Source organism: Rhodanobacter ginsengisoli (genome assembly GCF_042657065.1).
Lineage (GTDB): Bacteria > Pseudomonadota > Gammaproteobacteria > Xanthomonadales > Rhodanobacteraceae > Rhodanobacter > Rhodanobacter ginsengisoli.
This window is the reverse complement of the sequence record NZ_JBHSNF010000002.1, coordinates 727,366-752,012: the sequence shown is the minus strand read 5'-3', so window position 1 is coordinate 752,012 and position 24,647 is coordinate 727,366. Positions and strand designations below refer to the sequence as shown.

24 protein-coding genes are annotated in these 24,647 nt (G+C 67.0%); 9 read left to right on the top strand and 15 right to left on the bottom strand.

From position 1 onward, the window contains the following. The first annotated feature begins 45 nt into the window (after positions 1–45). The 4 genes from ACFPPA_RS12610 (at position 46) to ACFPPA_RS12595 (ending at position 3,109) form a co-directional block, all read left to right on the top strand. On the top strand, positions 46–1,155 hold the full coding sequence (locus ACFPPA_RS12610) for a phosphatidylinositol-specific phospholipase C domain-containing protein (protein ID WP_377320369.1): 1,110 nt from the start codon (positions 46–48) through the stop codon (positions 1,153–1,155). 48 nt (positions 1,156–1,203) lie between these two features. Continuing rightward, complete coding sequence (locus tag ACFPPA_RS12605) at positions 1,204–1,383, top strand: hypothetical protein (RefSeq protein WP_377320367.1); 180 nt, start codon at positions 1,204–1,206, stop codon at positions 1,381–1,383. 125 nt (positions 1,384–1,508) lie between these two features. Beyond that, positions 1,509–1,910 carry a DUF6795 domain-containing protein gene (locus tag ACFPPA_RS12600; protein WP_377320365.1) on the top strand — a complete coding sequence of 134 codons (402 nt, stop codon included), beginning with the start codon at positions 1,509–1,511 and terminating at the stop codon, positions 1,908–1,910. Between the two features lie 38 nt (positions 1,911–1,948). Beyond that, a complete protein-coding gene (locus tag ACFPPA_RS12595; protein WP_377320363.1) occupies positions 1,949–3,109 on the top strand; it encodes a lipase family protein in 1,161 nt (386 codons plus the stop codon). Between the two features lie 70 nt (positions 3,110–3,179). Here the strand turns inward: ACFPPA_RS12595 and ACFPPA_RS12590 are convergent, their stop codons facing one another. The 13 genes from ACFPPA_RS12590 to ACFPPA_RS12530 form a co-directional block, all read right to left on the bottom strand. Next, positions 3,180–4,424, bottom strand: coding sequence for a DegT/DnrJ/EryC1/StrS family aminotransferase (locus ACFPPA_RS12590; protein WP_377320361.1), 1,245 nt, complete (start codon positions 4,422–4,424; stop codon positions 3,180–3,182). A gap of 19 nt (positions 4,425–4,443) precedes the next feature. Continuing rightward, complete coding sequence (locus tag ACFPPA_RS12585) at positions 4,444–4,839, bottom strand: DMT family transporter (protein ID WP_377320359.1); 396 nt, start codon at positions 4,837–4,839, stop codon at positions 4,444–4,446. Then, positions 4,839–5,213 carry an EamA family transporter gene (locus ACFPPA_RS12580; protein WP_377320357.1) on the bottom strand — a complete coding sequence of 125 codons (375 nt, stop codon included), beginning with the start codon at positions 5,211–5,213 and terminating at the stop codon, positions 4,839–4,841. Before ACFPPA_RS12580 ends, ACFPPA_RS12585 begins: the two co-directional genes overlap by 1 nt. A gap of 2 nt (positions 5,214–5,215) precedes the next feature. After that, entirely contained in the window at positions 5,216–6,052 is an 837-nt protein-coding gene (locus ACFPPA_RS12575; RefSeq protein WP_377320355.1) for an alpha/beta hydrolase, read from the bottom strand. An 84-nt stretch (positions 6,053–6,136) separates the two neighbouring features. Continuing rightward, a complete protein-coding gene (locus ACFPPA_RS12570; RefSeq protein WP_377320354.1) occupies positions 6,137–7,114 on the bottom strand; it encodes an efflux RND transporter periplasmic adaptor subunit in 978 nt (325 codons plus the stop codon). Next, positions 7,111–7,863, bottom strand: a complete 753-nt coding sequence (locus ACFPPA_RS12565; RefSeq protein WP_377320352.1) for an ABC transporter ATP-binding protein — start codon at positions 7,861–7,863, stop codon at positions 7,111–7,113. Before ACFPPA_RS12565 ends, ACFPPA_RS12570 begins: the two co-directional genes overlap by 4 nt. Positions 7,864–7,869: 6 nt before the next feature. Further along, positions 7,870–9,000: an ABC transporter permease gene (locus ACFPPA_RS12560; RefSeq protein ID WP_377320350.1), complete on the bottom strand. Its 1,131-nt coding sequence runs from the start codon at positions 8,998–9,000 to the stop codon at positions 7,870–7,872. Further along, entirely contained in the window at positions 9,000–10,469 is a 1,470-nt protein-coding gene (locus ACFPPA_RS12555; protein WP_377320348.1) for an efflux transporter outer membrane subunit, read from the bottom strand. The genes ACFPPA_RS12560 and ACFPPA_RS12555 overlap by 1 nt, the downstream gene beginning before the upstream one ends. 172 nt (positions 10,470–10,641) lie before the next feature. After that, positions 10,642–12,057 (bottom strand): sensor histidine kinase, encoded by a 1,416-nt coding sequence (locus tag ACFPPA_RS12550; protein ID WP_377320346.1) that lies wholly within the window; start codon positions 12,055–12,057, stop codon positions 10,642–10,644. Next, the gene (locus tag ACFPPA_RS12545; RefSeq protein ID WP_377320344.1) at positions 12,054–12,743 is read right to left on the bottom strand and encodes a response regulator; all 690 of its coding nucleotides are present in this window, start codon (positions 12,741–12,743) and stop codon (positions 12,054–12,056) included. The genes ACFPPA_RS12550 and ACFPPA_RS12545 overlap by 4 nt, the downstream gene beginning before the upstream one ends. A gap of 270 nt (positions 12,744–13,013) precedes the next feature. Then, positions 13,014–13,553, bottom strand: coding sequence for a GNAT family N-acetyltransferase (locus ACFPPA_RS12540; protein ID WP_377320342.1), 540 nt, complete (start codon positions 13,551–13,553; stop codon positions 13,014–13,016). Positions 13,554–13,558: 5 nt separating this feature from the next. After that, the gene (locus ACFPPA_RS12535) at positions 13,559–14,032 is read right to left on the bottom strand and encodes an SET domain-containing protein-lysine N-methyltransferase (RefSeq protein ID WP_377320340.1); all 474 of its coding nucleotides are present in this window, start codon (positions 14,030–14,032) and stop codon (positions 13,559–13,561) included. A 103-nt stretch (positions 14,033–14,135) separates the two neighbouring features. Further along, the gene (locus ACFPPA_RS12530; RefSeq protein ID WP_377320339.1) at positions 14,136–14,483 is read right to left on the bottom strand and encodes a ComEA family DNA-binding protein; all 348 of its coding nucleotides are present in this window, start codon (positions 14,481–14,483) and stop codon (positions 14,136–14,138) included. A 220-nt stretch (positions 14,484–14,703) separates the two neighbouring features. Between ACFPPA_RS12530 and ACFPPA_RS12525 the strand changes: the two genes are divergently transcribed. The 5 genes from ACFPPA_RS12525 to ACFPPA_RS12505 all read left to right on the top strand — a co-directional run bounded on the left by ACFPPA_RS12525 (position 14,704) and on the right by ACFPPA_RS12505 (position 20,514). Beyond that, complete coding sequence (locus ACFPPA_RS12525) at positions 14,704–16,128, top strand: M20 family metallopeptidase (protein WP_377320337.1); 1,425 nt, start codon at positions 14,704–14,706, stop codon at positions 16,126–16,128. Between the two features lie 15 nt (positions 16,129–16,143). Then, positions 16,144–16,851, top strand: coding sequence for a YggS family pyridoxal phosphate-dependent enzyme (locus ACFPPA_RS12520; protein ID WP_377320335.1), 708 nt, complete (start codon positions 16,144–16,146; stop codon positions 16,849–16,851). A gap of 479 nt (positions 16,852–17,330) precedes the next feature. Beyond that, positions 17,331–18,581: an efflux RND transporter periplasmic adaptor subunit gene (locus ACFPPA_RS12515; protein WP_377320334.1), complete on the top strand. Its 1,251-nt coding sequence runs from the start codon at positions 17,331–17,333 to the stop codon at positions 18,579–18,581. Then, positions 18,578–19,306, top strand: a complete 729-nt coding sequence (locus tag ACFPPA_RS12510) for an ABC transporter ATP-binding protein (RefSeq protein WP_377320333.1) — start codon at positions 18,578–18,580, stop codon at positions 19,304–19,306. Before ACFPPA_RS12515 ends, ACFPPA_RS12510 begins: the two co-directional genes overlap by 4 nt. Next, complete coding sequence (locus ACFPPA_RS12505; protein ID WP_377320331.1) at positions 19,306–20,514, top strand: ABC transporter permease; 1,209 nt, start codon at positions 19,306–19,308, stop codon at positions 20,512–20,514. Before ACFPPA_RS12510 ends, ACFPPA_RS12505 begins: the two co-directional genes overlap by 1 nt. A gap of 34 nt (positions 20,515–20,548) precedes the next feature. Here the strand turns inward: ACFPPA_RS12505 and ACFPPA_RS12500 are convergent, their stop codons facing one another. Together ACFPPA_RS12500 and ACFPPA_RS12495 are read right to left on the bottom strand one after the other, a co-directional pair. Further along, positions 20,549–21,031, bottom strand: a complete 483-nt coding sequence (locus ACFPPA_RS12500) for a DUF3775 domain-containing protein (protein ID WP_377320329.1) — start codon at positions 21,029–21,031, stop codon at positions 20,549–20,551. A 248-nt stretch (positions 21,032–21,279) separates the two neighbouring features. Continuing rightward, entirely contained in the window at positions 21,280–24,105 is a 2,826-nt protein-coding gene (locus ACFPPA_RS12495; RefSeq protein WP_377320327.1) for an AMP-binding protein, read from the bottom strand. Positions 24,106–24,647: the final 542 nt, after the last annotated feature.

The window sequence follows — 24,647 nt, the reverse complement described above, 5'->3', positions numbered from 1 at the left end:
GTGCGGCGCCGACGCTACGAATTCTGACCAGAAGGACGTTCAACAATGGCAATTGAATACCATTCGCTCGGCGGCCAGAAGAAGGTCAACGAGATCGTCATGGCCGGCAGTCACGATGCCGCCATCACCTCGGGCGGCATCCGCGCGCGCACCCAGAACAAGTCGATCTATCAGCAGGCCAAATGCGGCGTGCGAATTTTCGATGTCCGCATTTCGGGGCAGCGTACCGGTCACGGCGGAGCCAAGCTTTCCGCGTTCCACGGCAAGAACACGCCGGAGATGAAGTCGAAGACCGTGGGCGGCGTCACCCGGAACATTGAAGTTACCCGTATGGTTCTCGGCGATTGGGGCATGGACCTGGACGACATTCTCGACGGTGCCAAGCGTTTCGTCGACAAGTACCAGACCGAATTCCTGATACTCAAGTTCGACAAGTCGGCCAACTACGAGCTGATCCTGGAGGCCTGCCAGAACAAGCTGGGCAACCGGATCTACAAGAAGACCGGCAACCTCGCCAACCACACGCTCAGCGAAATGGCCGGCAAGGTGGTCTGCGCCTTCATGCCGGACGGGTTTGCCGCGCTGAGCCATGCAGGTTGCACGATCGCCGACGGGGCAGCGCAGATCGTCAGCCTGTACCCCCATGGCACCATGCCGGACACGATTAACGGGCTGATCTACTACGGCAAGGGCGGCACCTCGATCGCGCAGCCATCCAAGTACGCGCTGAAGGCACCGGTCAAGGGCAAGTTCCTCGAGAACATCGACAAGCAGCGTCGGATTCTGGGCGATGCGAACACCGCACACTACTCGCGCGATGTGCTGCGCATGATGTACTGGACCCAGACCGGCATGGTGCGAAGCATCAAGGGACGCGACAAGAAGGCATGGACCACGGGCTCGAAGCAGCGCCTGAAATCGCTGTGGGCCGAGGGTGGCTACAACTACCTCAGCAACAGCGTGCCCGAAGCATTCCCGATGGACTCGCATGCCACCAATTTCCAGATCTACATGCCGAATTTCATCATGGTCGACTTTGCGGACGAACATAAGGGTCAGACGATTTACGATCTGAATCTGCTGACCCGGGCGGAAATCATCCAGTTGAACGGCGGTATCGACCAGCCCGACGACACGGTCGGCTTCAATATCTAGCCTGACGTGGTATTCGACCCCGCGCTGGACGGGGATCGCATCGGAATCATGAAGAAGAAACAAATGCAACCCATGATCAAGATCGCCAACAACATCATCATCGGCTCGCAACGGCAGCCGGAAGGGCTTGGCAGCGACAAGAGGATGCGCGGCAAGAAAGGCTACTTCGTCGGCGTCGCGATCGCCCGAACTGTGCTTCGGCTCCAGGCGGATTGCGACCGATGGTGACGAGAATGCACAAGGCGTTATTTACGGGGATGGCCGACAGGGCGTGCAAGATCCTGCGTGCGGTTCATCCCGTGGGTACAGCAATTTTTCTATGTCTGGCTTTCAGTTTGTCCGAGGGGTGTGCCATGGGTTTATCAAGTCATCTGGTGCTGTTTTCCGAAGTGCAGGGCACCGTGTTGAAGGAGGGCAGGCCGGTGCAGGGCGCACGGCTCACCCAGGAGATCGTGTGGTCCGACAACAAGAACGACGTGCCGCCGAGTACGGTGAGCAGCGGCTCCGATGGTCGCTTCATGTTTCCGGCGGTGGAACGCGATGCAGGCGTGATGCGCGTCGTGCCGCACCAGCCGGTGATCCTGCAGAAAATCACGATCAGCTACGAGGGCGTGGAATACACCGCATGGCGCCACACCAAGAACAGTTATGAGGCGAATTCCGAGATGGACGGCCGCCCGCTCAGGCTCGAATGCGAGTTGACCCGCGCCGCGGATTTCGAAGGCACTCATTACGGCATCTGCAAGGCACTCTGACCGCAGCGACACTTTCAATTGCCACAGGGGAATGGATGATGACGACGGAACTCTCACCTGCCCAGTCCGCGGAAATCGCCGAAAGCGCATATGCGCTGCGGCTCTCCACCGACATGCTCGATGCCGCGGTAGCGGCGCCACGCGCACGTGCCGCATTCGACCTGATGAATGGCCGGCGCCTGACCGGCACCACCGGGCTGGGCGCACGGGCACTGCAGCAAACGACCGGTTTCGGCTACGTCGCCTGGGGCCAGGGCTCGCGCCAGGGCGAATGCCTGATCTCGGTGCGCGGCACGTTCAAGACCAGTGCCTACGACTGGATCACCAACGCACGCATGGCCGGCTGCACCGGGCCCAGCGGCTTTACCGTGCATGCCGGCTTCTGGGCCGCGGCACAATCGCTGTTGCCGCAGATCCGGGAGTCGTTGCGCGGGCGCACACCCTCGGCCATCCACGTGGTGGGGCACAGTCTCGGCGGCGCCATCGCCACCCTGATCGCCGACAGCCTCAGCGGTGCCGGCAGCGGCATGCAGCTCTACACGTTCGGCGCGCCGCGGGCGGGTGTCGAACTGCACGCGGAATATCTCACGCATCGGCTCGGCGCGGCGCAGGTCCATCGTGCATATCACGATACCGATCCGGTCCCGATGGTGCCGATCCATCCGTACAGCCACGTGCCTTACAAGGCCAATGCCTATCGCATGAAAGGTCCCGGCAAGCTGGTCAGCGTCGGGGCGCATCTGATGCCCGAATACATCCGCTCGGTCGGCGATGCGGGCTGGGCGGCGCTGCCGGTGCAGCCTGCCGGGCCGGGTGTACTGGCCAGCGCCGAAGCATGGCTGGAGGAAGTGGCCAGCGGTGCCGGTCCGGGCGTGATGCTGTCGGCGACCGCCTTGCGCATGATCCTGCATGCACTCGACTGGATCCTCAGCCAGATCGGCAAGGGCATCGGCCTGGCCGTGCTCGGCGGCGCCACGATCATCGACAGTCTGGCGCAACTGCTTTACAGCGGCGTGCTGCAGTCGGTGAGGCTGGCCGGGATGATTCGCAACCTGATGGTGGCTGCGCTGCGTTTCATGGGACGCACGCTGGCCACCGGCGTCAGCATCACCGCCAGTTTCATCCAGTACGTGCTGGGCATGCTGTTTCGCGTCATCTCCACGGTGGCGGTGCGGGCACTGGATGCGCTGTCGAGATAGTGGGGCGGCGGCCGGGCCTCCCCGCCCTCCGTTGCCGGATCGGGCGATGATGCGGAGCTTCGATGGAGCATTACCCGGCGGAGTGAGGAGACGATGCCCGCATCGGAGCCAGTACGGCCTCCAGCGTGCGGCAGATCGTCTCGAAGTCTTCGTCGGTCATCCACGGGCTGTTGCTGATGCTGAGGCTGCGCGCGGCGAAGTCGCGCGCATGCGGTACGTCCTGTTGCGGCACGATCGCGGACAGATAGGCGTAGTCCGGCAGCGCATGGATGAACAGGCGACTGACCCCCATGCCGGCGCCCCACAGTTGCTCCAGCGCCGCATCGCGATATTTCTGATCCGGCAGCAGCAGCAGCAGGAACGGCCAGGTGCCTCCGGTGCCGGCGGAATCGTCGTACACCTCGACCCCTCCGATCCGGCGCAATCGTGGCAGGCGGCGCTGGGCCTGGGCGGCCAGCTGATCGAGGAATGCCGGCAGCCGGGTTGCCGCATGCGCGCCCACGGCCTGTCGCCAGCGTCCGACGCGGTGCAACGGAATCGTCAGCGCAAAGTCATCGCCCACCGCCGCAACCGGGTCGCCCCGACGCAATCCACGGCGCAGAGGGTTGCCATAGGCCAGCCGCAGTCCGCCGGGCCGGTACAGCGCGGCGTAGCCGAGCAACTCGATGCAGCGGCGGCATTCCCAGTCGAAGCGACGCGGCACGAGGCGTGCAGCGGTATCTGCCAGCCGCTGGCGCAGGCCCGGGTCACGAGCCAGCAACAGTCCGCCCTCGTAGATCGACAGGCCCTTGCCCGCGGCCAGGCTGAAGAAGCCGATGTCGCCGGTACAGCCGACACTGATGCCGTCGCGGCGGGCGCCCAGCGCCTGTGCCGCATCCTCGATCACATACGCGCCGACGTCGCGTGCTGCCGCCATCGCATCATCCACGTCGGCGACGCGCCCGGCCAGATGGGTGGGGATGATCGCCAGGGTGCGTTCGTCGCAGACCGTGCGCAGGGCCGCCGGGTCCATGTCGAAATGGCCGAGGCGCAAGTCGCACAGTTGCAGCTCGAGTCCCGCCTGCTGCACCGCGATCGCGACCAGCGGGCAGGTGAATGCAGGGACCACCACGCGGCGGCGCTGCGGCTGCAGTTCGCGCAGCGTGGTCAGGGCGATCAGCAGGCTGGCGGTGCCCGAACATTCCAGTTGCAGCGGTGGCGTGCCCAGCTGCCGGGCGAGGTCCGACGCCAGCGTCGCGGCGCCCGGACGCAGGTCAGCGGCTTGCAGCGGCAGGCCGGCGGTGGGGGGCAGTTCGCGAGGGCGACGAGGCAGCATGCAGGCAGCTTAACCGGGCTCAGGCCTCGGCCGGTTCCGGCGCGTGCTCGCGGTCTTCGGCCAGTCCCAGGCAGACGATGCCGGCGACGATCGCGATCGCCCCCAGCACGCGGGGGAGGGTGAGGTGTTCGTCGAACAGCCAGATCGACAGCAGCATCACCGAGACGACCTCCAGGTGCGAGGCGGCGAACGCGGGGCCGATCGGCGCGTGCTTGAGCAGTGCCATCCAGGTGAAGAACGCGCCGACGTATCCGAGCACCGCGCCATAAACCCAGGGCTGGCTGAATACGCGCAGGAGCCAGCCGATGCTGGCCTGCACCGGCAGGGCACTGTCGCCAGCATATTTGAAGCTGATCTGCGACAGCGTGTCGAAGGTCATCAGCAGCAGGAACCCGAACACATAAAAGCGTTTCATCAGGCCAGCCCCACGATCGCCACGCCCAGGGTGACCAGCAGGATGCCGGCCACCCGCAGCCGGGTAAGCTTCTCGCCGAACAGGAAACGGCCGGCGATCATGATCGCCACGATGTTGATCGAGCCCAGCAGCACGCCCTCGGACAGCGGCAGCAGCGACAGAAACGCGATCCACACCAGGAACTCGATGACGTAGCAACCGATGCCCAGCCACAGCCATGGCCGGGCCGCCATGTGCTTCCAGCGCGCCAGTCCGTCACCGGCAGCGGGATTGCCCGCGGCGGCCTTGAAGGCCAGCTGGCCGCCGGTATCCAGCACCACGTTGAGCAGCCACAGGCTGGCGACCAGGGCCGAGAGGGAACCGGGTGCCGGCATGATCAGGCGGCGATGCGCAGCGAGCTTTCGGTAGCGACGACCCGTTCGAAGAAGGCGGCCGATCGTTCGATCAGGGTGCGCCGTTCCTTGTCGATCGTGATCATGTGGTAGCTGTCCTCGAGCAGCAGCAGCTCGGTCGGCGCGCTGACCGAGCGCATCACCAGCTCGGCATTCTTCACGCTGGCGACGTCATCTTCGCTGGCGTGGGCGACCAGGCACGGCGCGGTGACTTGCGGCAACTGACGGCGCACGTCGGCGGCCAGATCATACATTTCGGCCAGCGAATACCACGGATTGCCGGGCAGGCCGGCGGCGGCGCTGTCTCCGCCGAGCATGGCCGCGCTGACCTGCGCGCGCAGGCGCTCGTCACGAATCCCGTACGGCGGTTGCTCCATGAAGCTGCGTCCCCGTCCGATGCCGAGTTTCTTCAACAGCGGCAGCAGGAACGACAGCCGCGCCAGTGGCGGAATGCTCCAGCCGTCGTAGCGGAAGGTGGCACCGTACACGCCGACGCCGGCAATCTGCCGCGGCCGATCCGCGGCCAGTTTCAGGGCCAGCAGTGCCCCCATCGAGAGACCGCCGACGAACAGGTGATCGACCTTGCCGAGCATGTCGTCGGCGGCCTTTTCGACGCTGGCGTACCAGTCGCGCCAGCCGGTGGCGAGCAGGTCGTCCGCGTTGCCGCAGTGACCGGCCAGCTGCATGCCGTGCACGGTAAAGCCGGCACGGTTCAGACCCTTGCCAAGCAGGCGCATCTCCATGGGCGTGCCAGTCAGGCCATGGATAAGCAGCACGCCGCTGCGGCCACCTTCGAAGAAAAAGTCAGTCTGCTGAATCACTCGCTTGCCTTCATGCCTGGTGGGCCCGGATCGTTCGATCGAAGCAGCCATTATCGGCAGAAAGTTTCGCAGGCGGCGGTTTCCTCAGTCTTTCGCAGAGACCCCCTGGGGAGCGGCTTCTGCCTCGAAGCGCACCATCACGCGTTGGCCGATACGCAGCTTTTGCGGCTGGTCGAAGGCCAGCACGCATTCCACCGTGCGGGCATTGGCGCGCACCTGCGGGTCGTTTTCCAGGGTGGCCGGGCCATAGATCTCGCCGATGCGCAGCACGTGCGCGCGCCAGTGCGCGGTGGCGCGACCATCGTCTGCAATCACTTCGGCAGACATGCCCGGATGGATCACCCCGACAAAACTCTCGTTGAGCTCGGCCCGCACGATCCTCGGCTTCTGCGGCAGCAGGGTGAACAGCGGGCCGGAAGCGGGCGAGACACTGGCACCGGGCTGTGCCGAGGCCTGCACCACGTCGGCGTCGAACGGCGCCAGCAGACTGCGCTGCTTCAGCTCGTAGCGCGCCGCGTCCAGTTTCTGGCCGGCCATGCTCACAGCGGCACGAGCGCCCTGCTGCTCGGCGTCGAGCTGGGCGGCCGCCTCACGTGCGTCATCCGCGCTCTGGCCATCGCCGGCACCGGCCGCGACGGCGGCGGTCAGGCGTTGCGCGCGTTGCTTCGCCGCCGCCTGCTTGATGCCGAGCAACTTCAGCTGCGCCTGCGCCTGTTCCAGTTGCGCCTGAGCCGCATCGACGGCCAGGGTGGCGGGCCGGGTGTCCAGCTGGGCCAGCAACTGCCCCTGCCTGACGTGATCGCCTTCATGCGCGGCGACCCTGGCCAGGGTGCCTTCGCGTGGCATCGACAGGGTCAACAGGCCCCCTTCGATGTCGATCCGCCCGCGTGCCACGGCGGCGTAGGCTGGCGCCGGTGGGGCGTGGGTGCCGGGCGCCGGCGCGGTTGAGCGGGAGCAGGCCGCCAGCAGCCAGGGCAGGCACAGGGCCAGGCAGGCCAGTCCCGCGGGATGCAAGCCACGGGGGCGGTCGAACGGGGCGGGTATCGCGGGAGGCAGCTTCATGGCGAAATTCCGTTGCTGTCGTCGATCCGCGCGCTATTGCGGCGGTCGCTGAGAATGCGGCCGTCTTCCATCGCCAGGACGCGATCGGCGTGGACGACCAGACGTGGATCGTGGCTGACGCAAAGCACCGTGGTGCCATGGGTGGTGGCGATCCGGTGCAGGATGTCGATGATCATCTGGCCGTTGGCGGAGTCAAGCGCGCTGGTCGGCTCGTCGGCGAACAGCAATTCCGGCTCCTTGGCCAGTGCGCGGGCAATCGCCACGCGCTGCTTCTCGCCGCCGGACAGCTCGGCCGGGCGCAGCCGCATGCGATGCGCCAGGCCGACCTCCTCCAGCGAGAGCCGGGCACGACGGCGGGCTTCGGTGCGCGACAGGCCCATGTGGCTCAGCGGCAATTCGACCTGTTCGAACGCGCTCAGCGCGGGGAACAGGTTGAAGCCCTGGAACACGAAGCCGGTGTGCTGCAGGCGGAAGCGCTCCAGCGCTCGCAGATCGAGCTGGCCGAGCTCGCTGCCCAGTGCCTGCACGCGACCGCTGTCGACTTTCTGCAGGCCGCTGAGTATGGCCAGCAGCGTGCTCTTGCCGCATCCCGAAGGCCCGGAAATCAGGGTCAGCTCACCCGCTTCGATGCTCAGGCTGAGGTTGTTCAGTACCTGGGTACGCTGGTGACCGGAGATAAATGCCTTGCTGACACCCTCGGCCAGCAGGGCGGGCTTGGGGGTCGACGTAGTGGCGATGGCGGGCTGCATGGTCGACTATCTCAGCAAGGTGGCGGGGTCGGCGCGGCGCAGGCTGCGCATCGCGGCCAGGCCGGAAACGGCGGCCAGACCCATCACCAGGATGATGCAGGCCAGCGCCGCGGGTACATTCAGGACCACTGGCACATCCTGGCTGCGCGCCAGCAGCATCAGTGCGACACCCAGCACACCGGCGCCGAGCAGGCCCAGCGCCCCGACCCAGAACGCCTGTTCCAGTACCACCCGGCGCAGCGCCGCCACACCCACGCCGAGCGCATTGAGGGTGGCGTATTCGCGGATCGAGCCGTTGACCGCGGCGATCAGGGTCTGACTGGTAATGACGGTGCCGACCAGGAATACGATGCCCGCCAGAAACAGTACGCCCGCACCGGCACCGGTATCGAACAGCCAGTAGCGAACCGAGCGAGCCGCAAAATCGCGGGCGCTCCAGGCGGCATACGGCCCGAAGGCCTTGTCGCCGCTGATACGCAGGGCTGCCGCATCGGCCTGGGTCGGATCGCGCAATCGGGCGACCAGGTAGGTCGGGCCGATGTCGGTGGCGTCATTGTCCAGTCGGCGTGCGGTATCCAGCGAGCACAACACGTTGACGCCGCCCAATGCGCGCAACCCGGTACTGATCCCCACCACATGCACCTGATGGCCGTTGATGGTGGCGGTCTGGCCGATGTCGACACCAAGCTGATCGAGCGCGGAACGATCGACGACGATGGCGTCCGGCTCGGCCAACCGTGCGCGCAGGATCGGCGACAAGGCCTTGGAGAACATCAGCCCGTCAGCTGCCGGATCGATGCCGGAAACGAACACCGAAACGCCGCCGGTCTCCTGCGGCCCGCGCCAGTCGCCGTCGATCCAGAGATACGGTTCGACCTGTTGCACGGCCGGATCCATCAGGATGCGCGACTCCACGTCGGCGTCGATGGTGCGGCCCAGCCCCACGCTTTGCGTGCCGGGATAGCCCACCCAGACATCGGCTGAGGAGCCGGTGATGTACAGGCTGGTGCTGCCGAAGATACCCAGCACCAGGGCGATCTGCAGCAGTTGCAGCAAGCCTGCGAAGCCGACAGCCAGCATGGCCGGAAGGAATCGGCGCCATTCGTAGATCAGGGTCTTGCGTGCGAGGGCCACCATCAGCGGGGTGTCCCGTCGGTGGGGCCGGCAGAGCTGCCGGTCGACGCGGCCGGAGCACTCTCCGGCGCATCGACGTCCGGCAACGGCGCGCCGCCCAGGGCCTTGTACAGCGCCACGTAAGCCAGGCTGTGGGCGGCGCGTGCGTCTGCCAGTTCCAGCGATGCCTGGTCGGCGGCGATCTGGCTTTCGGCGCGATCGAGCGGACCGCTGAGTTGCAGGTCGACTCGTGTTTGCTCGGCCCGATCGGCATGTTGCAGTGCCTGCCACGCGACGGTGCTGTGCTGCTCGCGTTGCTCTTGCTGCTGCAGGCTGCCCAGCGCGGTTTCCACTTCGGCCACGCCTTGCAGCACGGCTTGCCGGTAGGCCAGCACGCTGGCTTTCAGCTCGTATCCCTTGGCATGGGTGGCAGCCAGCCGTATACCCCAGTCGAACAGGGGGATGTTGATGATCGGCCCCACCGACGCGATGCCATTGGGGGTGCTGGAAATTCGATGGTTGTTGTTGATGTCCGTGGCCCAGACCATGGATCCGCCGATGCCGATATTGGGAAACATGTCGGCGTGGGTCAGGGCGAGTTCACCGGCCGCACGCAGCACGTCCGCCTCGGCCCGGGCAATCTCCGGGCGCGTGCGCAGCAGGTCGGCGGGGGTGCCGGCGAGTCGCCAGGCGCCCAGTTCCGGTGGCGCGCCGGGTTGCAGCCATGCCGGATCGGGATGGTTCTGACCCAGCAGCACGGCCAGGCGCTGCGCGCTGGCGTTGATGGCCTGGCGCGGCGAGGCCAGCGCCGCCTGGGCCTGTGCGAACGCTGCCTGTGCCTGGTCGACGGCGCTGGGCGCGACCAGTCGCAGGTGTTTGCGCGCCTGCAACAGTTGCCACTGACGCTGGCGAACCTGACTGATCTGCTGCAGCAGGTGTTCCTGTTGCTGCGCGGTGCGCAAGTCGATCCATTCGCGAACCACTTCGGCCACCAGGCTGACTTGTGCGGCGCGCAGGTCGGCCACGCTGGCGTCGAGTTCACCTTGCGATTCGCGTCGGGTGCCCTCGGCCCGGCCAAACAATCCCAGTTCCCAGGTGGCATCGAAGCCGGCCACAAAGAACGATGCGCTGGCATCGGGGTCGATCGCATCGTCGGTACGTGCGCTCAGTGCCGGCAGGTAACGTCGCTGCGCATGCGCGTGCAACGCACGCACCGCGCGCAGGTGCTCGACTGCCTGGGCAACATCGAGGTTGTTCGCCAGGGCGTGGTCGACCAGCTTGTCGAGCTGTGGATCGTTGAAGGCGTGCCACCAGCCATGCAGGTCGGTGGGTTTGGCCTGGTCCATGGCTTCCACCTGTTGCCACTGTGCAGGCAGGGGCGGGGCCAGTTTGGGCAGCGGTGCAGCACAACCGGCCAGTCCCGACAGCAACGCACCGAGCAGGCACGCGCGAAGCCGGCAGGCGGGGGGCAGCTTGCTCAATCGAAGCGACACGGTGGGCATTTTTCCATGGCAAATGATGCTGTGCACAGGCACCGGTCCGGATTTGTTGTTGGCCATCATGCTCATTGTGATGATGGAGCCTTTGTATATTCTGATGGCGCCGGGCGGGATCACGCCAGCTGCCTTGCTCAGCCGTCCGTACCGGCCGCGGCGTCGGTCGCCTTCATGCCTGGCGCGACACTGGCGGTATCGGCGCCGGGAAGTGTACTTCCACGCGCAGGCCATGTTCTTCGCCGAGCCGGTAGGTAATCGTGGCATGGTGTCGTTCGACGATGCGCTGGACGATCGCCAACCCCAGTCCGCTGCCTTCCTCGTTGTTGCCGGCCACCCGGAAAAAGCGCTCGCTGAGCCGCGGCAGCAGCTCGGGGGGCACGCCCGGGCCGTTGTCCTCGACGCTGAGGCAGACGCCTCCATCGACTTGCGCCTGCAGGTTGACGGTAACGCTGCTGCCGCGGCCCGCGTAGCGCACCGCGTTGTCGATCAGGTTGTCCAGCAAGTCCAGCACGCTGGAAGCATCGCCAAGGATGCTCAGCGGCTGTCCGCTGCACGAGTAGCCGAGATCCACTCCGGCACGGATGGCTTCGTGCACGCGCTGGGATACCGCGTCGGGGATCAACCGGCCCAGATCGAGCAGCTGAGGTTCGTCGGTGTCCAGCGGCGCTGCCTGTGCGCGAGTCAGCGCCAGCAGTTGCGACGATGTGCGCGCCGCGCGCTGGGTCAGGCGCCGGATATGGCTGAAGGCATCCGCCATCGTTTCCGGCCGCGGGTCGGCAATGGCGCGATCGACATGCAGGCTCAGTCCGGTCAGCGGCGTGCGCAGCTGGTGCGCGGCATCGGCGATGAAGCGGTCATGCAGGGCCAGCGTGCTGCGCAGCCGGCCGAACAATGCATCGATGGTGCGGGTCAGCGGCTGGATTTCCTGTGGCACATCGGGGGCGTCGATCGGGGTCAGCTCATGCGAGCGGGCAGCCAGCCGGGCCGTCAGTGGATCGAGTACGCGCAAGCCCCGGCTGACCCCGAACCAGACCAGCGACAGTACGCAGGCGATCAGTGACGCCTGCATCAGGATCGACAGCAGCAGGATTTCCCGGGCCTGTCCATGCCGGTCGCGCAGGGTTTCGGCGACGGTGACGATCAGGCTGTCGGTCGGGTCGCGAGGTGCTACCGCACGGACCGTTGCCGCTCGCAAGGTGTGCCGGTCGAATGCGGTGTCATAGAGCGACGGTACGGCATCGGCCACCGGCATTTTCGCCGGGAGCGGCAGTTCCCCATCACCTGCGATCAGACCATGCCGGGAACTACGCACGCTGAAATAGCTGTGACCCTCACGATCGTATTCGAGCAGGAAGCGCGCCTGTGGGCTCAGCTGATTGCCGAGCTCACCGTTGCCCAGCATGTTGGCCAGCATCAGCGCGTCATCGCTGAGGCCCCGATCATGTACCCGATTGGCATAGGTCAGGGCCACGCCGTAACTCAGCAGTGCGTCCAGCATCAGCAGCACGGCCATCGGAATCAGCAAAAAGACCAGCAGCCGCCGCCGCAGGCTGGGACGCCGCTGATCCCGTGCTGGTGTCCTCATGCCGCGTCGCCAGCGGTCGCGTCGACTTCTTCCAGCAGATAGCCGAGGCCGCGGATCGTGCGCACACCGGTGCCGCTGCCGTGCAACTTGCGGCGCAGGCGATGGATCGCTATGTCCAGGCCGTTGTCGGTCAGTTCCTGATCCCAGTCGCACAGCGCTTCGATCAATTGCGCCCGGCTGGTGACGCGGTCGGGCCGCAACGCCAGCGCTTCGAGCAGGCCGAATTCGCGCGCGGTCAGTTCCAGCGCTGTCTCGCCTACCCACGCGCGGTGACCGGGAAGATCCAGTCGCAGTTGGCCGAGCATCAGCTCCGGCTTGCCCTGGCTGCTGGACCGGCGCAGCAGGGCGCGCACGCGTGCCTCGAATTCAGCCAGCGCGAAGGGTTTGACCAGGTAATCGTCGGCACCCAGATCAAGCACGCGAATGCGCTCCGGCAAGCCGTCACGGGCGGTCACTACCAGCACCGGCATGCCGGTGCCGCGATTGCGCAGCCGGCGCAGCACCTCGCTGCCGTCGATGGAGGGCAGGCCGAGATCGAGCACCAGCAGGTCATAGTCGTGATCGCGCAGCGCGGCGTCGGCCAGGTTGCCTGCAGCCACGTGATCCACCGCGTGACCGCCGTGGCGCAGTGAGGCACAGATTCCCTCGGCGATGGAGGGATCGTCCTCGGCCAGAAGAATGCGCATCGTGGGCTCCGGGTCAGGATGTCAGTGTGGCCGGCGAACGCATGGGCAGCAAGCTGGCGGTCGGGACTTCCCGGGTTCCGAGTCGCGACCGGCTCGTCACCACAGGGAAGATCCGGATGTCATGGACTTCCAGACCATTCACGCCACCAGCAGTTCCCCGTGAAGAGGTGCCCGTGCAGCCCATTCACATGGGGTGGGGGCACCACGCAGACAAGGGGACTTGGCGCAGCGGCCACCCGATCGGCCACCAGGGGAGCGTTGGTGCAGCGCTCAGGCGTAGGCGCGGCGGTGTTCGCGGTGTGGCGGGTAGTAGGCGAATACGTGGCTGTGGCTGCCGTAGAAATCGATGTTCTCGATGTGCTCGCCGCCAAGGCGCTCGGCCACCCGGTCGGAGGCCTCGTTGCCGATGCGCACCAGGCTGATTACCCGCTGGGCGTGCAGATGGTTCCAGGCGAATTCCAGTACGGCATTGCCTGCCTCGGTGGCATAACCCTTGTGACGATGTTCCGGTTTGAGCATCCAGCCCAGTTCCAGGTCCGGCCAGCCGTCCGGGTACATCAGCCCCGCGCGGCCGATGAATTCGCCGGTATCCTTCAACTCCAGTGCCCACATGCCGCAGCCACGCAGTTGCCAATGGCCCAGCAGCATCGCCAGCGAACGCCAGGCGTTGGTGCGATCCAGCGGCTGGCCGTCACCGATCCAGCGGGTACTTTCCGGGTCGGCCAGCATCGCGGCGTAATCGTCGAAATGCCGTTCGGTCAGGGCGGTCAGGCGCAGGCGCGCCGTTTCAAGAGTAGGAATATCAAACATCACGATCAGCGGTTGGTTGTATCCAGCAGGTGGGCCAGTGCATGAGTACTGCTGGCGAGGCTTTCTTGCCAGGACAATCCCGTAATTGTCTCACCTGTGACGGAATCGACAAAATCCTCGGCCTGGCCGGGCGGCAGCAGGTGCCGGTAGTCCACCGTGATCTCGCTGCCGGCGGGCAGTTCGGCCAGGGCGAACACGAAACCCAGGTGCCACAGCCCATTCGGCTTGAAGCTGTGGTTGATATAGCACTCGTCCGGCCAGTCGGGCGACAGCGTGTAGCGGTCCTCGAACCAGCGGGCGCTGGCGTGGAACTGTGCGCTCAGCTCGGCCGAGGCGGCGATGTCGGCGTGGCGAAAAGTCTGCTGGATGCTGTCGGGGGCGGTGATGATACGTCCGGCCGGCACTGTTTCGTCGAGAAACAGGCCCTTGCCGGCACCACGGATGCTGGAGGCGGCAATGTGGTAGCGCGGAAGGATCATGGCGACACGGCGACTGGTTGGGCGCGCGAGTGTAACGCAAGCGGCGCGCCCGGGCTGGGCGCGCCGCTTGCGGCTTCCGTCCGTGGAAGCGGTCGCCGCGACCTTACTGCTCCGCCGCGGTCTTGCTGCTCTTGTGGGCCGTCTTCGTGGGCGCGTGCGGCCTGGCGACGGCCTCGGGCGTGCTGTCGGCGAGCAGGATCGCGCTACGGTTGCGTTCGATCGTCGCCTTGCCGATGCCCTTGACGTGGTGCAGGTCGTCGGCCTTCTTGAATGGCCCGTGCGCATCGCGCCAGGCCACGATGGCCTCGGCTCTGGACTGGCCGATGCCGTCCAGTGATTTGGCGATGGTGGTGGCGTCGGCCTGGTTGACGTTGACGGGCGTGGCGGCAAGCAACAGCGCCGGCATGCCGAGGGTCAGTGCAAAGGCGAGTGCGGCAAGTCTGTGGAACATGGTCTTCCTCCTTGAACCGGTGATGATGCGGCGTCGATGGCGGCATCTGGATACTGCGGGGCCCACTATGCGCGGCAGTGGCAGATCGTGCCGTCGGGCGTGCGGCTGCGGGCGCGTGCGCGATGCTCATTCCCGCGCGTGGGCGCTTTACCCGGGCCGCGTAAGGGCAGTCGGAGCGCGCTGCTACAATGGAAAATTGATCGCCTGCTGGAGTATGTCCATGGATACCACCCGCCTTTCCCGCTTCGTCAGCGATTTGTGGGACGCCGAAATCGTGCCGCAGCTGGTTGAATACATTCGCATTCCCAACAAGTCGCCGATGTTCGATGCCAAGTGGGTCGAGCACGGCTACATGGATGCGGCGGTCAAGCTGATGGAGGATTGGGCCCGCTCCAAGTTGAGCAAGCTGCCGGGTGCCACGCTGGAAGTGGTGCGACTGGAAGGGCGCACACCGCTGATCTTTATCGATGTACCGGGCGAAGGCGACGACACCGTGATGCTGTACGGCCATCTGGACAAGCAGCCGGAGATGACCGGCTGGGCTGACGACCTCGGTCCGTGGCAGCCGGTGATCAAGGGCGACCGGCTGTATGGCCGCGGTGGGGCCGACGACGGTTACGCGATCTTCGGTTCGCTGGCCGCGTTGCTGGCGTTGCATGAACAGGGCATTCCGCATGCGCGCTGCGTGGTGATGATCGAGGCGTGCGAGGAATCGGGCAGCTACGACCTGCCGTTCTACGTCGATCACCTGGCTGCGCGGATCGGCAGCCCCTCGCTGGTGGTCTGCCTGGATTCCGGCTGCGGCAATTACGACCAGTTGTGGCTGACCACCTCGTTGCGCGGCATGACCGGCGGCAACCTCACCGTGCAGGTGCTGGACGAGGGCGTGCATTCAGGCGATGCGTCCGGGGTGGTGCCATCCAGTTTCCGCATCCTGCGCGAACTGCTGTCGCGGCTGGAGGATCCGGTCACCGGCCAGATCAAGCCGAAGGAACTCCACGTCGAGATTCCGGCGCAGCGGGTCGAGCAGGCCCGGTTGTCCGCCGACGTCCTGGGCGAGGAGATTTTCAACAAGTTTCCGTGGGTCGATGGCATGCAGCCGGTCACCCACGATCTGACCGAGCTGGTGCTCAACCGCACCTGGCGTCCGCAACTGGCGGTGACCGGGATCGGCGGCATGCCGACGCTGGACAGCGCCGGCAACGTGCTGCGGCCGTATACCGCGGTGAAGCTGAGCCTGCGCGTACCACCCACGCTCAGTGGCGCCAAGGCCGGCGAGTTCGTCAAGCGGTTGCTGGAAAAGGATCCGCCGTACGGCGCCAAGGTCAGCTTCACGCTGGAGAAGGACGGCAGCGGCTGGAATGCGCCGGCGCTGTCGCCGTGGCTGGCCGAGGCGGTCAGCGATGCTTCGCAGCACTATTTCGGCGCTCCGGCGACCTACATGGGCGAGGGTGGCAGCATCCCGTTCATGGGCATGCTGGGCGAGAAATTTCCGCAGGCGCAGTTCCTGATCACCGGCGTGCTGGGGCCGCATTCCAATGCCCATGGTCCGAATGAATTCCTGCACATCCCCACCGGCAAGAAAGTCAGCATGGTGGTGGCCGAGGTGGTGGCGCGGCACCACCAGCAGGGCAGCAAGGCCTGATCCGGGCACCGGTGCATGAGCACGGACACCGCCTACCTGGCCGGGCACTGGGCGCAGGTCCGCCAGCGGGTCGATGAGGCCTGCCGCCAGGCCGGTCGCGATCCGGCGGCGGTCGGCATCCTGCCGGTCAGCAAGACGTTCGGCGCGGAACTGATCCGGGCCGCGGTTGGGCTGGGCCTGCATCGGTTTGGCGAAAACAAGGTGCAGGAAATTCGCGACAAGTCGCCGGCGCTGGCCGACTGCGCCATCGAGTGGGTGATGATCGGCCACCTGCAGACCAACAAGGCCAGGGACGTGGCCCGCCTGGTCAGCGAGGTGCAGTCGCTGGATCGACTGGAGCTGGCCGAGGCGCTGGAGCGGCGCCTGCAGCTGGAAGGCCGTGCGATCGACGTGCTGGTGCAGGTGAAGACCTCGCCGGAGCCCAGCAAATACGGGCTGCCGCCGGAACAACTGCCGGATTTCCTGGCCGGCCTGCGTGCCTACAACACTCTGCGCGTGCGTGGCCTGATGACCCTGGCGACCCAGTCAAGCGATCCGGTGGAAGTGCGCGGCTGTTTTCGCCTGTTGCGTCAATTGCGCGATCAGGTGCAGTCCCAGGGCCATGATTTGCCGCGGCTTTCCATGGGCATGAGCGGTGATTTTCCGCTGGCCATTGCCGAGGGTGCCACCGAGGTACGGATCGGCACGGCGATCTTCGGCCAGCGGGCCTATCCGGCCGCCTGAGCGCTGGTCGAAAGCGGGCGAGCCCTGACTGCCGTGCAAGCCGGTCACAGGCGGGAGCCTATGGGCGGTTTCCACCGGGCTCAGGGGAGCCTGACGATCTTCGTGCCGGACGGCCGGAAAATGCCGTCATGTCGACCGGCGACAACGCCGTTCAGCGCCCCGTGCATGACATCACCGCGCCGCCCTCGGCGGCGCAGCGGTCGCCGAGGGCGAGTGTGATCGAACGCCGGTCGCTTGAAACCGGTGTGCGGTCGGTCCGCGGACAGGCGGGAATGGCAGTGGCTTGATGTTGATCAATAACCGCCCGCCGGCGATCGCTATGGTAAGCGCTCGATCCTGTGAACCACGCCATGGCGGGAGTTCCCCATGAACCGACAACGCAAGCGTGTCGACCCACCCGTTGACCGGAGGGGCTCGTGGTAGCGGATCCGGATACGCAAAGAGCGCCCCGGACTCCGGCGGGGACGGGACTGCCCTTGATGCCGCAACCGCCGGCAGGCCGTGGCTGGCTGGCCCGGTGGTGGCGCTGGTCGCTGGCGCTGGTCGTCTTGCTGGCGCTGGCTGTCTTCGGTTATGTGATCCTCCATCGCGGCGAGGCTTCGGCGCCGCGCTACCGGACCGCCGAGGTCAGCCGCGGCAACCTGGTGGTCCGGGTGACTGCCACCGGCAACCTGCAGCCGACCAATCAGGTGGATGTCGGCAGCGAGCTGTCGGGAACGATGGAAGCCGTCTTCGTGGACGTCAACGACAAGGTGCGCCGGGGCCAGATCCTGGCGCAGCTGGACATGTCGCGACTGCAGGATCAGCTGGCCAACGCTCGCGGGGCGCTGGCGGCGGCGCAGGCCCAGGTGAAGCTGGCCGCGGCCACGGTGAAGGAGACCCGGCTGCAGTACGACCGGCTCAGCCGCCTGTTCACGTCCAGCGGCGGCCAGCACCCGGCCAGGGCCGACGTGGATGCCGCCGAGGCATCGCTGCAGCGCGCGCAGGCCTCCCACGCCAATGCGCTCGCCGCGGTGCTCCAGGCGCAGGCTGCGTTGAGTTCGGCCCAGACCAATCTGGCCAAGGCATCCATCCGTTCGCCGATCAACGGGGTGGTGTTGACCCGCACGATCGAGCCCGGGCAGACCGTGGCCGCCTCGCTGCAGGCGCCGGTACTGTTCTCGCTGGCCGAGGACCTGTCGAAGATGGAGTTGCAGGTGGACGTGGATGAAGCCGACGTGGGTCTGGTTCGCGACGGTCAGCGCGCCACTTTCACGGTGGATGCCTATCCGGCGCGCGAGTATCCGGCCCGGGTGCGGCGCGTCGGCTTCGGTTCGCAGACCAAGGACGGCGTGGTGTCGTATCTCACCGTGTTGACCGTCGACAACGTGGACATGAGCCTGCGTCCGGGCATGACGGCCACCGCCTCGATCGTGGTCAGCGATCAGCAGAACGTGTTGCTGGTGCCGAGCGCCGCCTTGCGCTTCACGCCCGAGGCGAGCACGACGCCGGCGGCCAGGACCTCGGGCAACCTGGTCAGCCGTCTGATACCGCATCGGCCGAGTCCCACCGCGGCCCGACCGCCGACGGAGGCGGCCGGCGCTCGCCGGGTCTGGATCCTGCGCGACGGTCGGCCGGTCGCGGTGCCGGTCACCATCGGTGCCAGCGACGGCAAGATGAGCGAGGTCACCGGCGGCGACCTGAAAGCCGGGATGAAGGTGATCATCGCCAGCCTGGGCGCCTCGCCGTGAACGCGGAGGTGGATGCGGGGCAGTCCGTGCCGCCGTTGATCGAGTTGATCGGCGTGACCAAGACCTACGGCGAGGGGGCGGTGGCGCTGCAGGCGCTGCGTGGCGTCGATCTGGTGGTACGCGAGGGCGAGTTCGTCGCCATCATGGGACCCAGCGGCTCGGGAAAATCCACCGCGATGAACATCCTCGGCTGTCTCGATGTGCCGACCACCGGCAGCTACCGCTTTCGCGGCGTCGCGGTGGAAACCCTGTCGCGCAACCAGCGGGCGCTGGTGCGGCGCAACTACCTGGGTTTCGTGTTCCAGGGCTACAACCTGCTGGGGCGAACCTCGGCGCTGGAGAACGTGGAGCTGCCGCTGCTTTACCGCGGCGAATCGCCGGCCACGCGCCATGCCGCCGCCCGCGAGGCGCTGGCCGCGGTGGGCCTGACCGGTTGGGAACATCATTCGCCGGCCGAGCTGTCCGGCGGCCAGCAGCAGCGCGCGGCGATCGCTCGCGCCATCGTGACGCATCCGGCGGTGCTGCTGGCCGACGAGCCCACCGGCAACCTCGATACCCAGCGCAGCCGCGAAATCATGGATCTGATCGTCGCGCTCAATCGCGATCGCGGCATCACCGTGCTGATGGTGACCCACGAGCCCGACATGGCGGCCTATGCGCGGCGCATCGTGCGCTTCGTGGATGGCCGGGTCGAGAGCGACATCCGCCAGCCGGAGCCGGCGTAATGTTGTGGAGCACGCTGCTGCTGGCGCTGCGCGAGATCCGCCGCAACCTGACGCGGTCGTTTCTCACCGTGCTGGGCATCCTGATCGGGGTCGCCGCAGTGATCACCATGGTCACCCTGGGCAACGGTGCCACCGCGGCGGTTTCCGCGCAGATCTCCAGCCTCGGCAGCAACCTGCTGATGGTGCGGCCGGGGCAGCGGCTCGGCGCCGGCCGCGACACCGCCGGTGCGGCGGCGTTCAAGCTCGCCGATGCCGCGGCCATCGAAAGCCAGGTCGGCCAGCTGAGCAGCGTGGCGCCGGTGGTGTCGCGCACGGTGACGGTGGTGCACCTGGCCAACAACTGGTCGAGCAGCGTGGTCGGCAGCAGCAACGCATATTTCAGCGCGGGCAGCTGGAAGTTCGCCGCCGGGCGCATGTTCAGCGAGGCCGAACAGCAGACCGGCAAGGCGGTCTGCGTGCTGGGCGAAACCACACGCAGCAAGCTGTTCGGCAGCGAGAATCCGGTCGGCAGCGCGATCCGCATCAAGCGGTTTTCCTGCGAGGTGATCGGGTTGCTGGTGGCCAAGGGCCAGTCCTCGATGGGGCGCGATCAGGACGACGTGATCGTGATGCCGCTGCGCACGGTGCAGCGGCGGCTCAGCGGCAACCAGGACGTCGGCATGTTGCTGGTATCGGTGCAGGACGGCGCCTCGACCAGTCAGGTCAAGCAGCAGATCGAGGCGCTGCTGCGCGATCGGCGTCGCATCGCCGCCAACGAAGAAGACGACTTCAACGTGCTCGATACCCGCGAGATCGCCGAGATGCTGTCCAGCACGACCCGCGTACTGACCCTGTTGCTGGGCGCGGTGGCGGCGGTCAGCCTGCTGGTGGGCGGGGTTGGCATCATGAATATCATGCTGGTGTCGGTGACCGAGCGGACCCGCGAGATCGGCATCCGGCTGGCGGTGGGGGCGCTGGAGCGCGAGGTGCTGCTGCAGTTCCTGATCGAGGCGGTGGTGCTGTCCTCGATCGGCGGCCTGCTCGGCATGCTGGTGGCCACCGTCGGCTCGATCGTGCTGGCCCAGCTGATGCAGGTGCCGTACGTCTTCGGCCCGGCCATCAACCTGCTGGCGTTCCTTTTTTCGGCGGCGATCGGCGTGGTGTTCGGCTACTTTCCGGCGCGCCGTGCGGCGCGGCTTGATCCGATCGAGGCACTGCGCCACGAATGATTCGCCGGCCAGCGGCGCGGCGCTGTTCCGGCGGTCACAGCTGTTCGGCCGCCGAGTCGTCGCAGGAGTGTCCCAGCAGCGCCATCCCTTCCGCGAGGAAATCGGCGACCAGAGGGGTTCCCAGCAGATAGTCGACGGTGCGGGCACTGTGGGCCTGCGCGGCTTCCTCCCGGACCGCGGGCCAGTCGTCAGCGATGCTGTCGTTCCGGCCCAGCCAGGCAAGCGCCACCAGATCGATCTGTTCGTCTTCCGGCAGATCACCGATGAACGCGGCCAGCTCCTGCAGCACAGGGGCCTGCTCGAACTCGTGCCCGGGTCCTTCGAGCGTCTCGTCGATATCCTCGCCTTCCAGCGGGCTGGATTCCTCGGCGGGCTCGGAGAACATGTCCAGGGCGTCGTACTCGCGCAGCTTGTCGATGATGAAGCACACCGTATCCGTCGCTATCGCCAGCGCGGGTTGCGGAGCGTCTGGCTGGGTTGTTGCTGTTGGTTCTGCCATGGCTTTCACCTGAGTCATTGGTCGATGGCTTCGCGCAATGCATCGGCTTCAGCATCGTCATGCGTCGATCTCCCCGGCAGGCGCCACCTGCGAGTACCGACCGGAGGATGGACCGCGATACGCGGTCGCCGCGCCAATTCGGGTCCGTCGTCACGGCGGCATCCGGTACGCCGTGGATGTGTTGTATAGCGCTGGGTGGACGCGTGGGTTGATCTGGGTCAATCGGCGGCAGCGCGACGCCCAGGCGGAGCCGTTCCACATTCGGCTCACGGCGGAGGCGAGACGGGCAGGGGGCGATCGCCGGCATCCGGTTCGCCGCCGTGGTCGAGCAGGAACTGGCGCGCCGCCTCGGAAAGCCGCAGCGCCTCGTGCCAGCGATCGGCCGCCGGCTGCGGCACAAGCGGTGCGCCGATGGTGACTTCCACCGGCGCGCGGCGTGGCAGCCGCTCGACATCGCGCAGTACCGCGCGGGTACCGCGCAGCGCCACCGGCACGACCGGCAACCCGGCATGCGCGGCGGCGAGGAAGGCACCCAGATGGAACGGCAACAGGCCCGGCATGCGGGAGAACGTGCCCTCGGGGAAAAACAGGAAGTCCCGCCGCCCTTCCTCGGCCTGCGCGACGACCTCGGTGCTTCGCTGCGGGTCCGAGCGTTCGACGAACACGGCGCCGAGCCGCGACAGCAGCCAGTGGAACAGCGGCTTTCGGGACAGCTCGGCCTTGGCGGTGAATGCCACCGGGCGGGGCAGCGCCCACAGCAGGACCAGGGCATCGACATAGCTCGCATGATTCGCCACGAAGATGCACGGGCGCGCGGGCGGGGCCTGCTCCACATGCAGGGTCAACGGCAGGCGCAGTGCCACGCGCAGGACCCGGATGATCGCCCGCATCGCTCGCCAGCGCGACGGAGTGCCCGGCACCACCGCCAGCGCGACGGCGGCCGGCAGCAGCAGCAGCGCGAGGATCGTCCACGCATAGGCGGCGAAGGCGAGCGCGCCGGCACGCCGCAGACGGCTTCGCACGTTTTCGCCCAAGCCGCGCAGCAGTACCGCCAGCAGCGCACCGCGATGGGGCTTGCCCAGTGTGCCGGCCTCGTAGGCGGCACGGCAGGCGGCGCGGCGAAGCTTGCCGCTGGATGTCTTGAGCACGCTGCCCGGCGGCGCCAGGATCACCTCGTCGGCGGGACCGCCGGAGAGATTCGCGGCGATCGCGTTGACCTGCTTGCGCAAGGCGTCCAGCGCAGTGGCGTCGGCGACGCGCGTTTCGGCCACCACCACAAGCCGTTCGGTGCCTTCATCGGGGGCATAGCTGCCGAAGACCGCGACCCGCCCGCGGCGAATGCCGGCCACCGAACCGATCGCCTGTTCGATCGCCTGCGGATGGATATGGCGGCCGGCGCGGATGATCAGGTCCTTGACCCGCCCGGTGAGATACAACTCGCCCTCGAAAACGAACCCCAGGTCGCCGCTGTCGAGCCACGAATCATGAAACAGGCGCCGCGTCGTCTCGGTTGCGTGGAAATAGCCCGCGGTCGCCGACGGGCCGCGGAACTGGACGCTGCCTTGCATGCCGTCGGGCAGCTCGCGACCGGCTTCATCCACGATGCGGATCTCGTGTTCGCGCAAGGGTTGCCCGCACGACACGAAACTCAGCGTGGCTGTACCCGGGGCCGGTTGCGCCGCGCCGCGCTGGAGAAACGGCTCGCGCGCGATGCGCAGTATCCGGGGCGCCCGGCCGGTTGGCGGAAAGGTCAGGCCCAGGGTGTTCTCCGCCAGGCCATAGACCGGAAACAAGGCCTCGCGCCGGAAGCCGAACGGCGCAAAGCGCTGCGAAAAGCGCTCGAGGGTTTCCTCGAATATCGGCTCGGCGCCGCAGAAAGCCAGGCGCCAGCGACAGAGATCCAGACCCTGGATCGCGCTGTCCGGTACCCGATAGACGCACAGCTCCAACGCGAAATTCGGCGCGGCCGACAAGGTGGCGCGATAGCGGTGGATGGCCCACAGCCAGCGCTCCGGTCGCAGCAGGAACGCCTGCGGAGGGATCAGCACCAGCGGGATGCCGTAATACAGGCTGCCCAGGCACGCACCGATCAGCCCCATGTCGTGATACAGCGGCAGCCAGCTGACGAACACGTCGTCCGCGTTGACACCGATCGCCTGGCCCATCACGCGCAGATTCGCCAGCAGGTTGCGATGGGTCAGCATCACCCCCTTGGGGTCGGCGGTGCTGCCGGAGGTGTACTGCAGCATGGCCAGATCGTCCGGCCCGGGGGTGGCCGAGTGCCGCAACGGCGCATCGCCGAGTTCCGCCACGGTGACGATGTGCTCGACCGGTCCCGTCATGCTGCGGATGAGGTGCCGATGCGACTGCATCGCCGCGTCGACCAGCAGCAGCCGCGCGCCGCAATTGCGCAGGGTGCCTGCCTGCCGGCGCCAATAGTCGGCCAGTTCAGCGGGGCGCATGGGCGGATACAGCGGTACCGGCACCCCACCGGCGAGCAGGACGGCGAAAAACGCGATCAGGAAATCCGGATGGGTAGGAAGCATCAGCGCCACCGGGTCGAGCGGGCGCAGGTCCAGCGCCTGCAATCCCGCCGCGGCACGGCTGGCGCCCTGCCGGAGCTCGCCGTAGCTCAGCAGGGTTCCGTGCGCCGTGCCACCCTCGAAGCGGACATAGTTGCGGTCGGCGTGGCGCCGGCAATGCCAGTCGAGCACCTCGGGCAGCGTGCGCGCGCCGTCGGGCAGCTCGAACGCGGCGGTGTCCGCCGTGGCGGCCGCGACAGCCGTCGCCACGATCGCTTCGCGCGGCGCGGCCCGTTCCAGTGCATGCACCAGTTCGGCCGGCGTGGCGGCGGCCAGCGCCTCGGCCTCCGGCAGGACAACCCCGAAGTGACGCTCCAGCCGTGCCAGCAGTTCGACGCGCGACAGGCTGTCGAGGCCAAGATCGCGATCCAGGCGCGAATCGAGGTGAACCGCCGGTCGCTGGGCCGCCTGCGGGTGCAGCTCCGTCATCAGCTGGGCAATCTGCGCCAGTAGCGCGCGCTGCATCGACGCGGCGGCATCGGGCGGCCCGCCTGATACAGGCTCGGTCATGCCGGCGCACCGTTCGCCGCAACGCGAACCCCGGCGGCGGCCTCCTGCGCGCCGCCTACGCAGCGATGCACCGGTCGCTGCCACGATGCGTCAACTGAATGTGCCGTTGAATGTGCCGTCGGGATCACCGTCATGTCGGGACCTCCTGAGCAGAACCGGAAACACCTGCCGGCATCCCCCCACCAGGGGATGCCGGATGCCGCCAGGCGTGCAACACCACATTAGCGATGGAATGGTCACCGGTGCTTGATGTGCGTCAACTGTCGCCCGCCTTGTCCGCCGGCCACCGGCCACCGGCGAAAGCCGGGCGAGGAAGCTCGAAGGAAGACCGGGCCACCGTTTCACCGCCGTGATCGAGAGGAAAACGGGCAGCGGCTGGTGACGGGGCACTGCCCCGGAGTCTGGTCAGGCCTGCACGGGTGAGAAGTGACTCCTGGCAAAAGGACTGGCGCACCCCCGGCCAGCGCAGGACAGCGAAAGGCAGTCGAGGGCACCATGGATGGCTTTCTCGCGGGAAGGCTTGTTGGACGCGATCGGCCAGG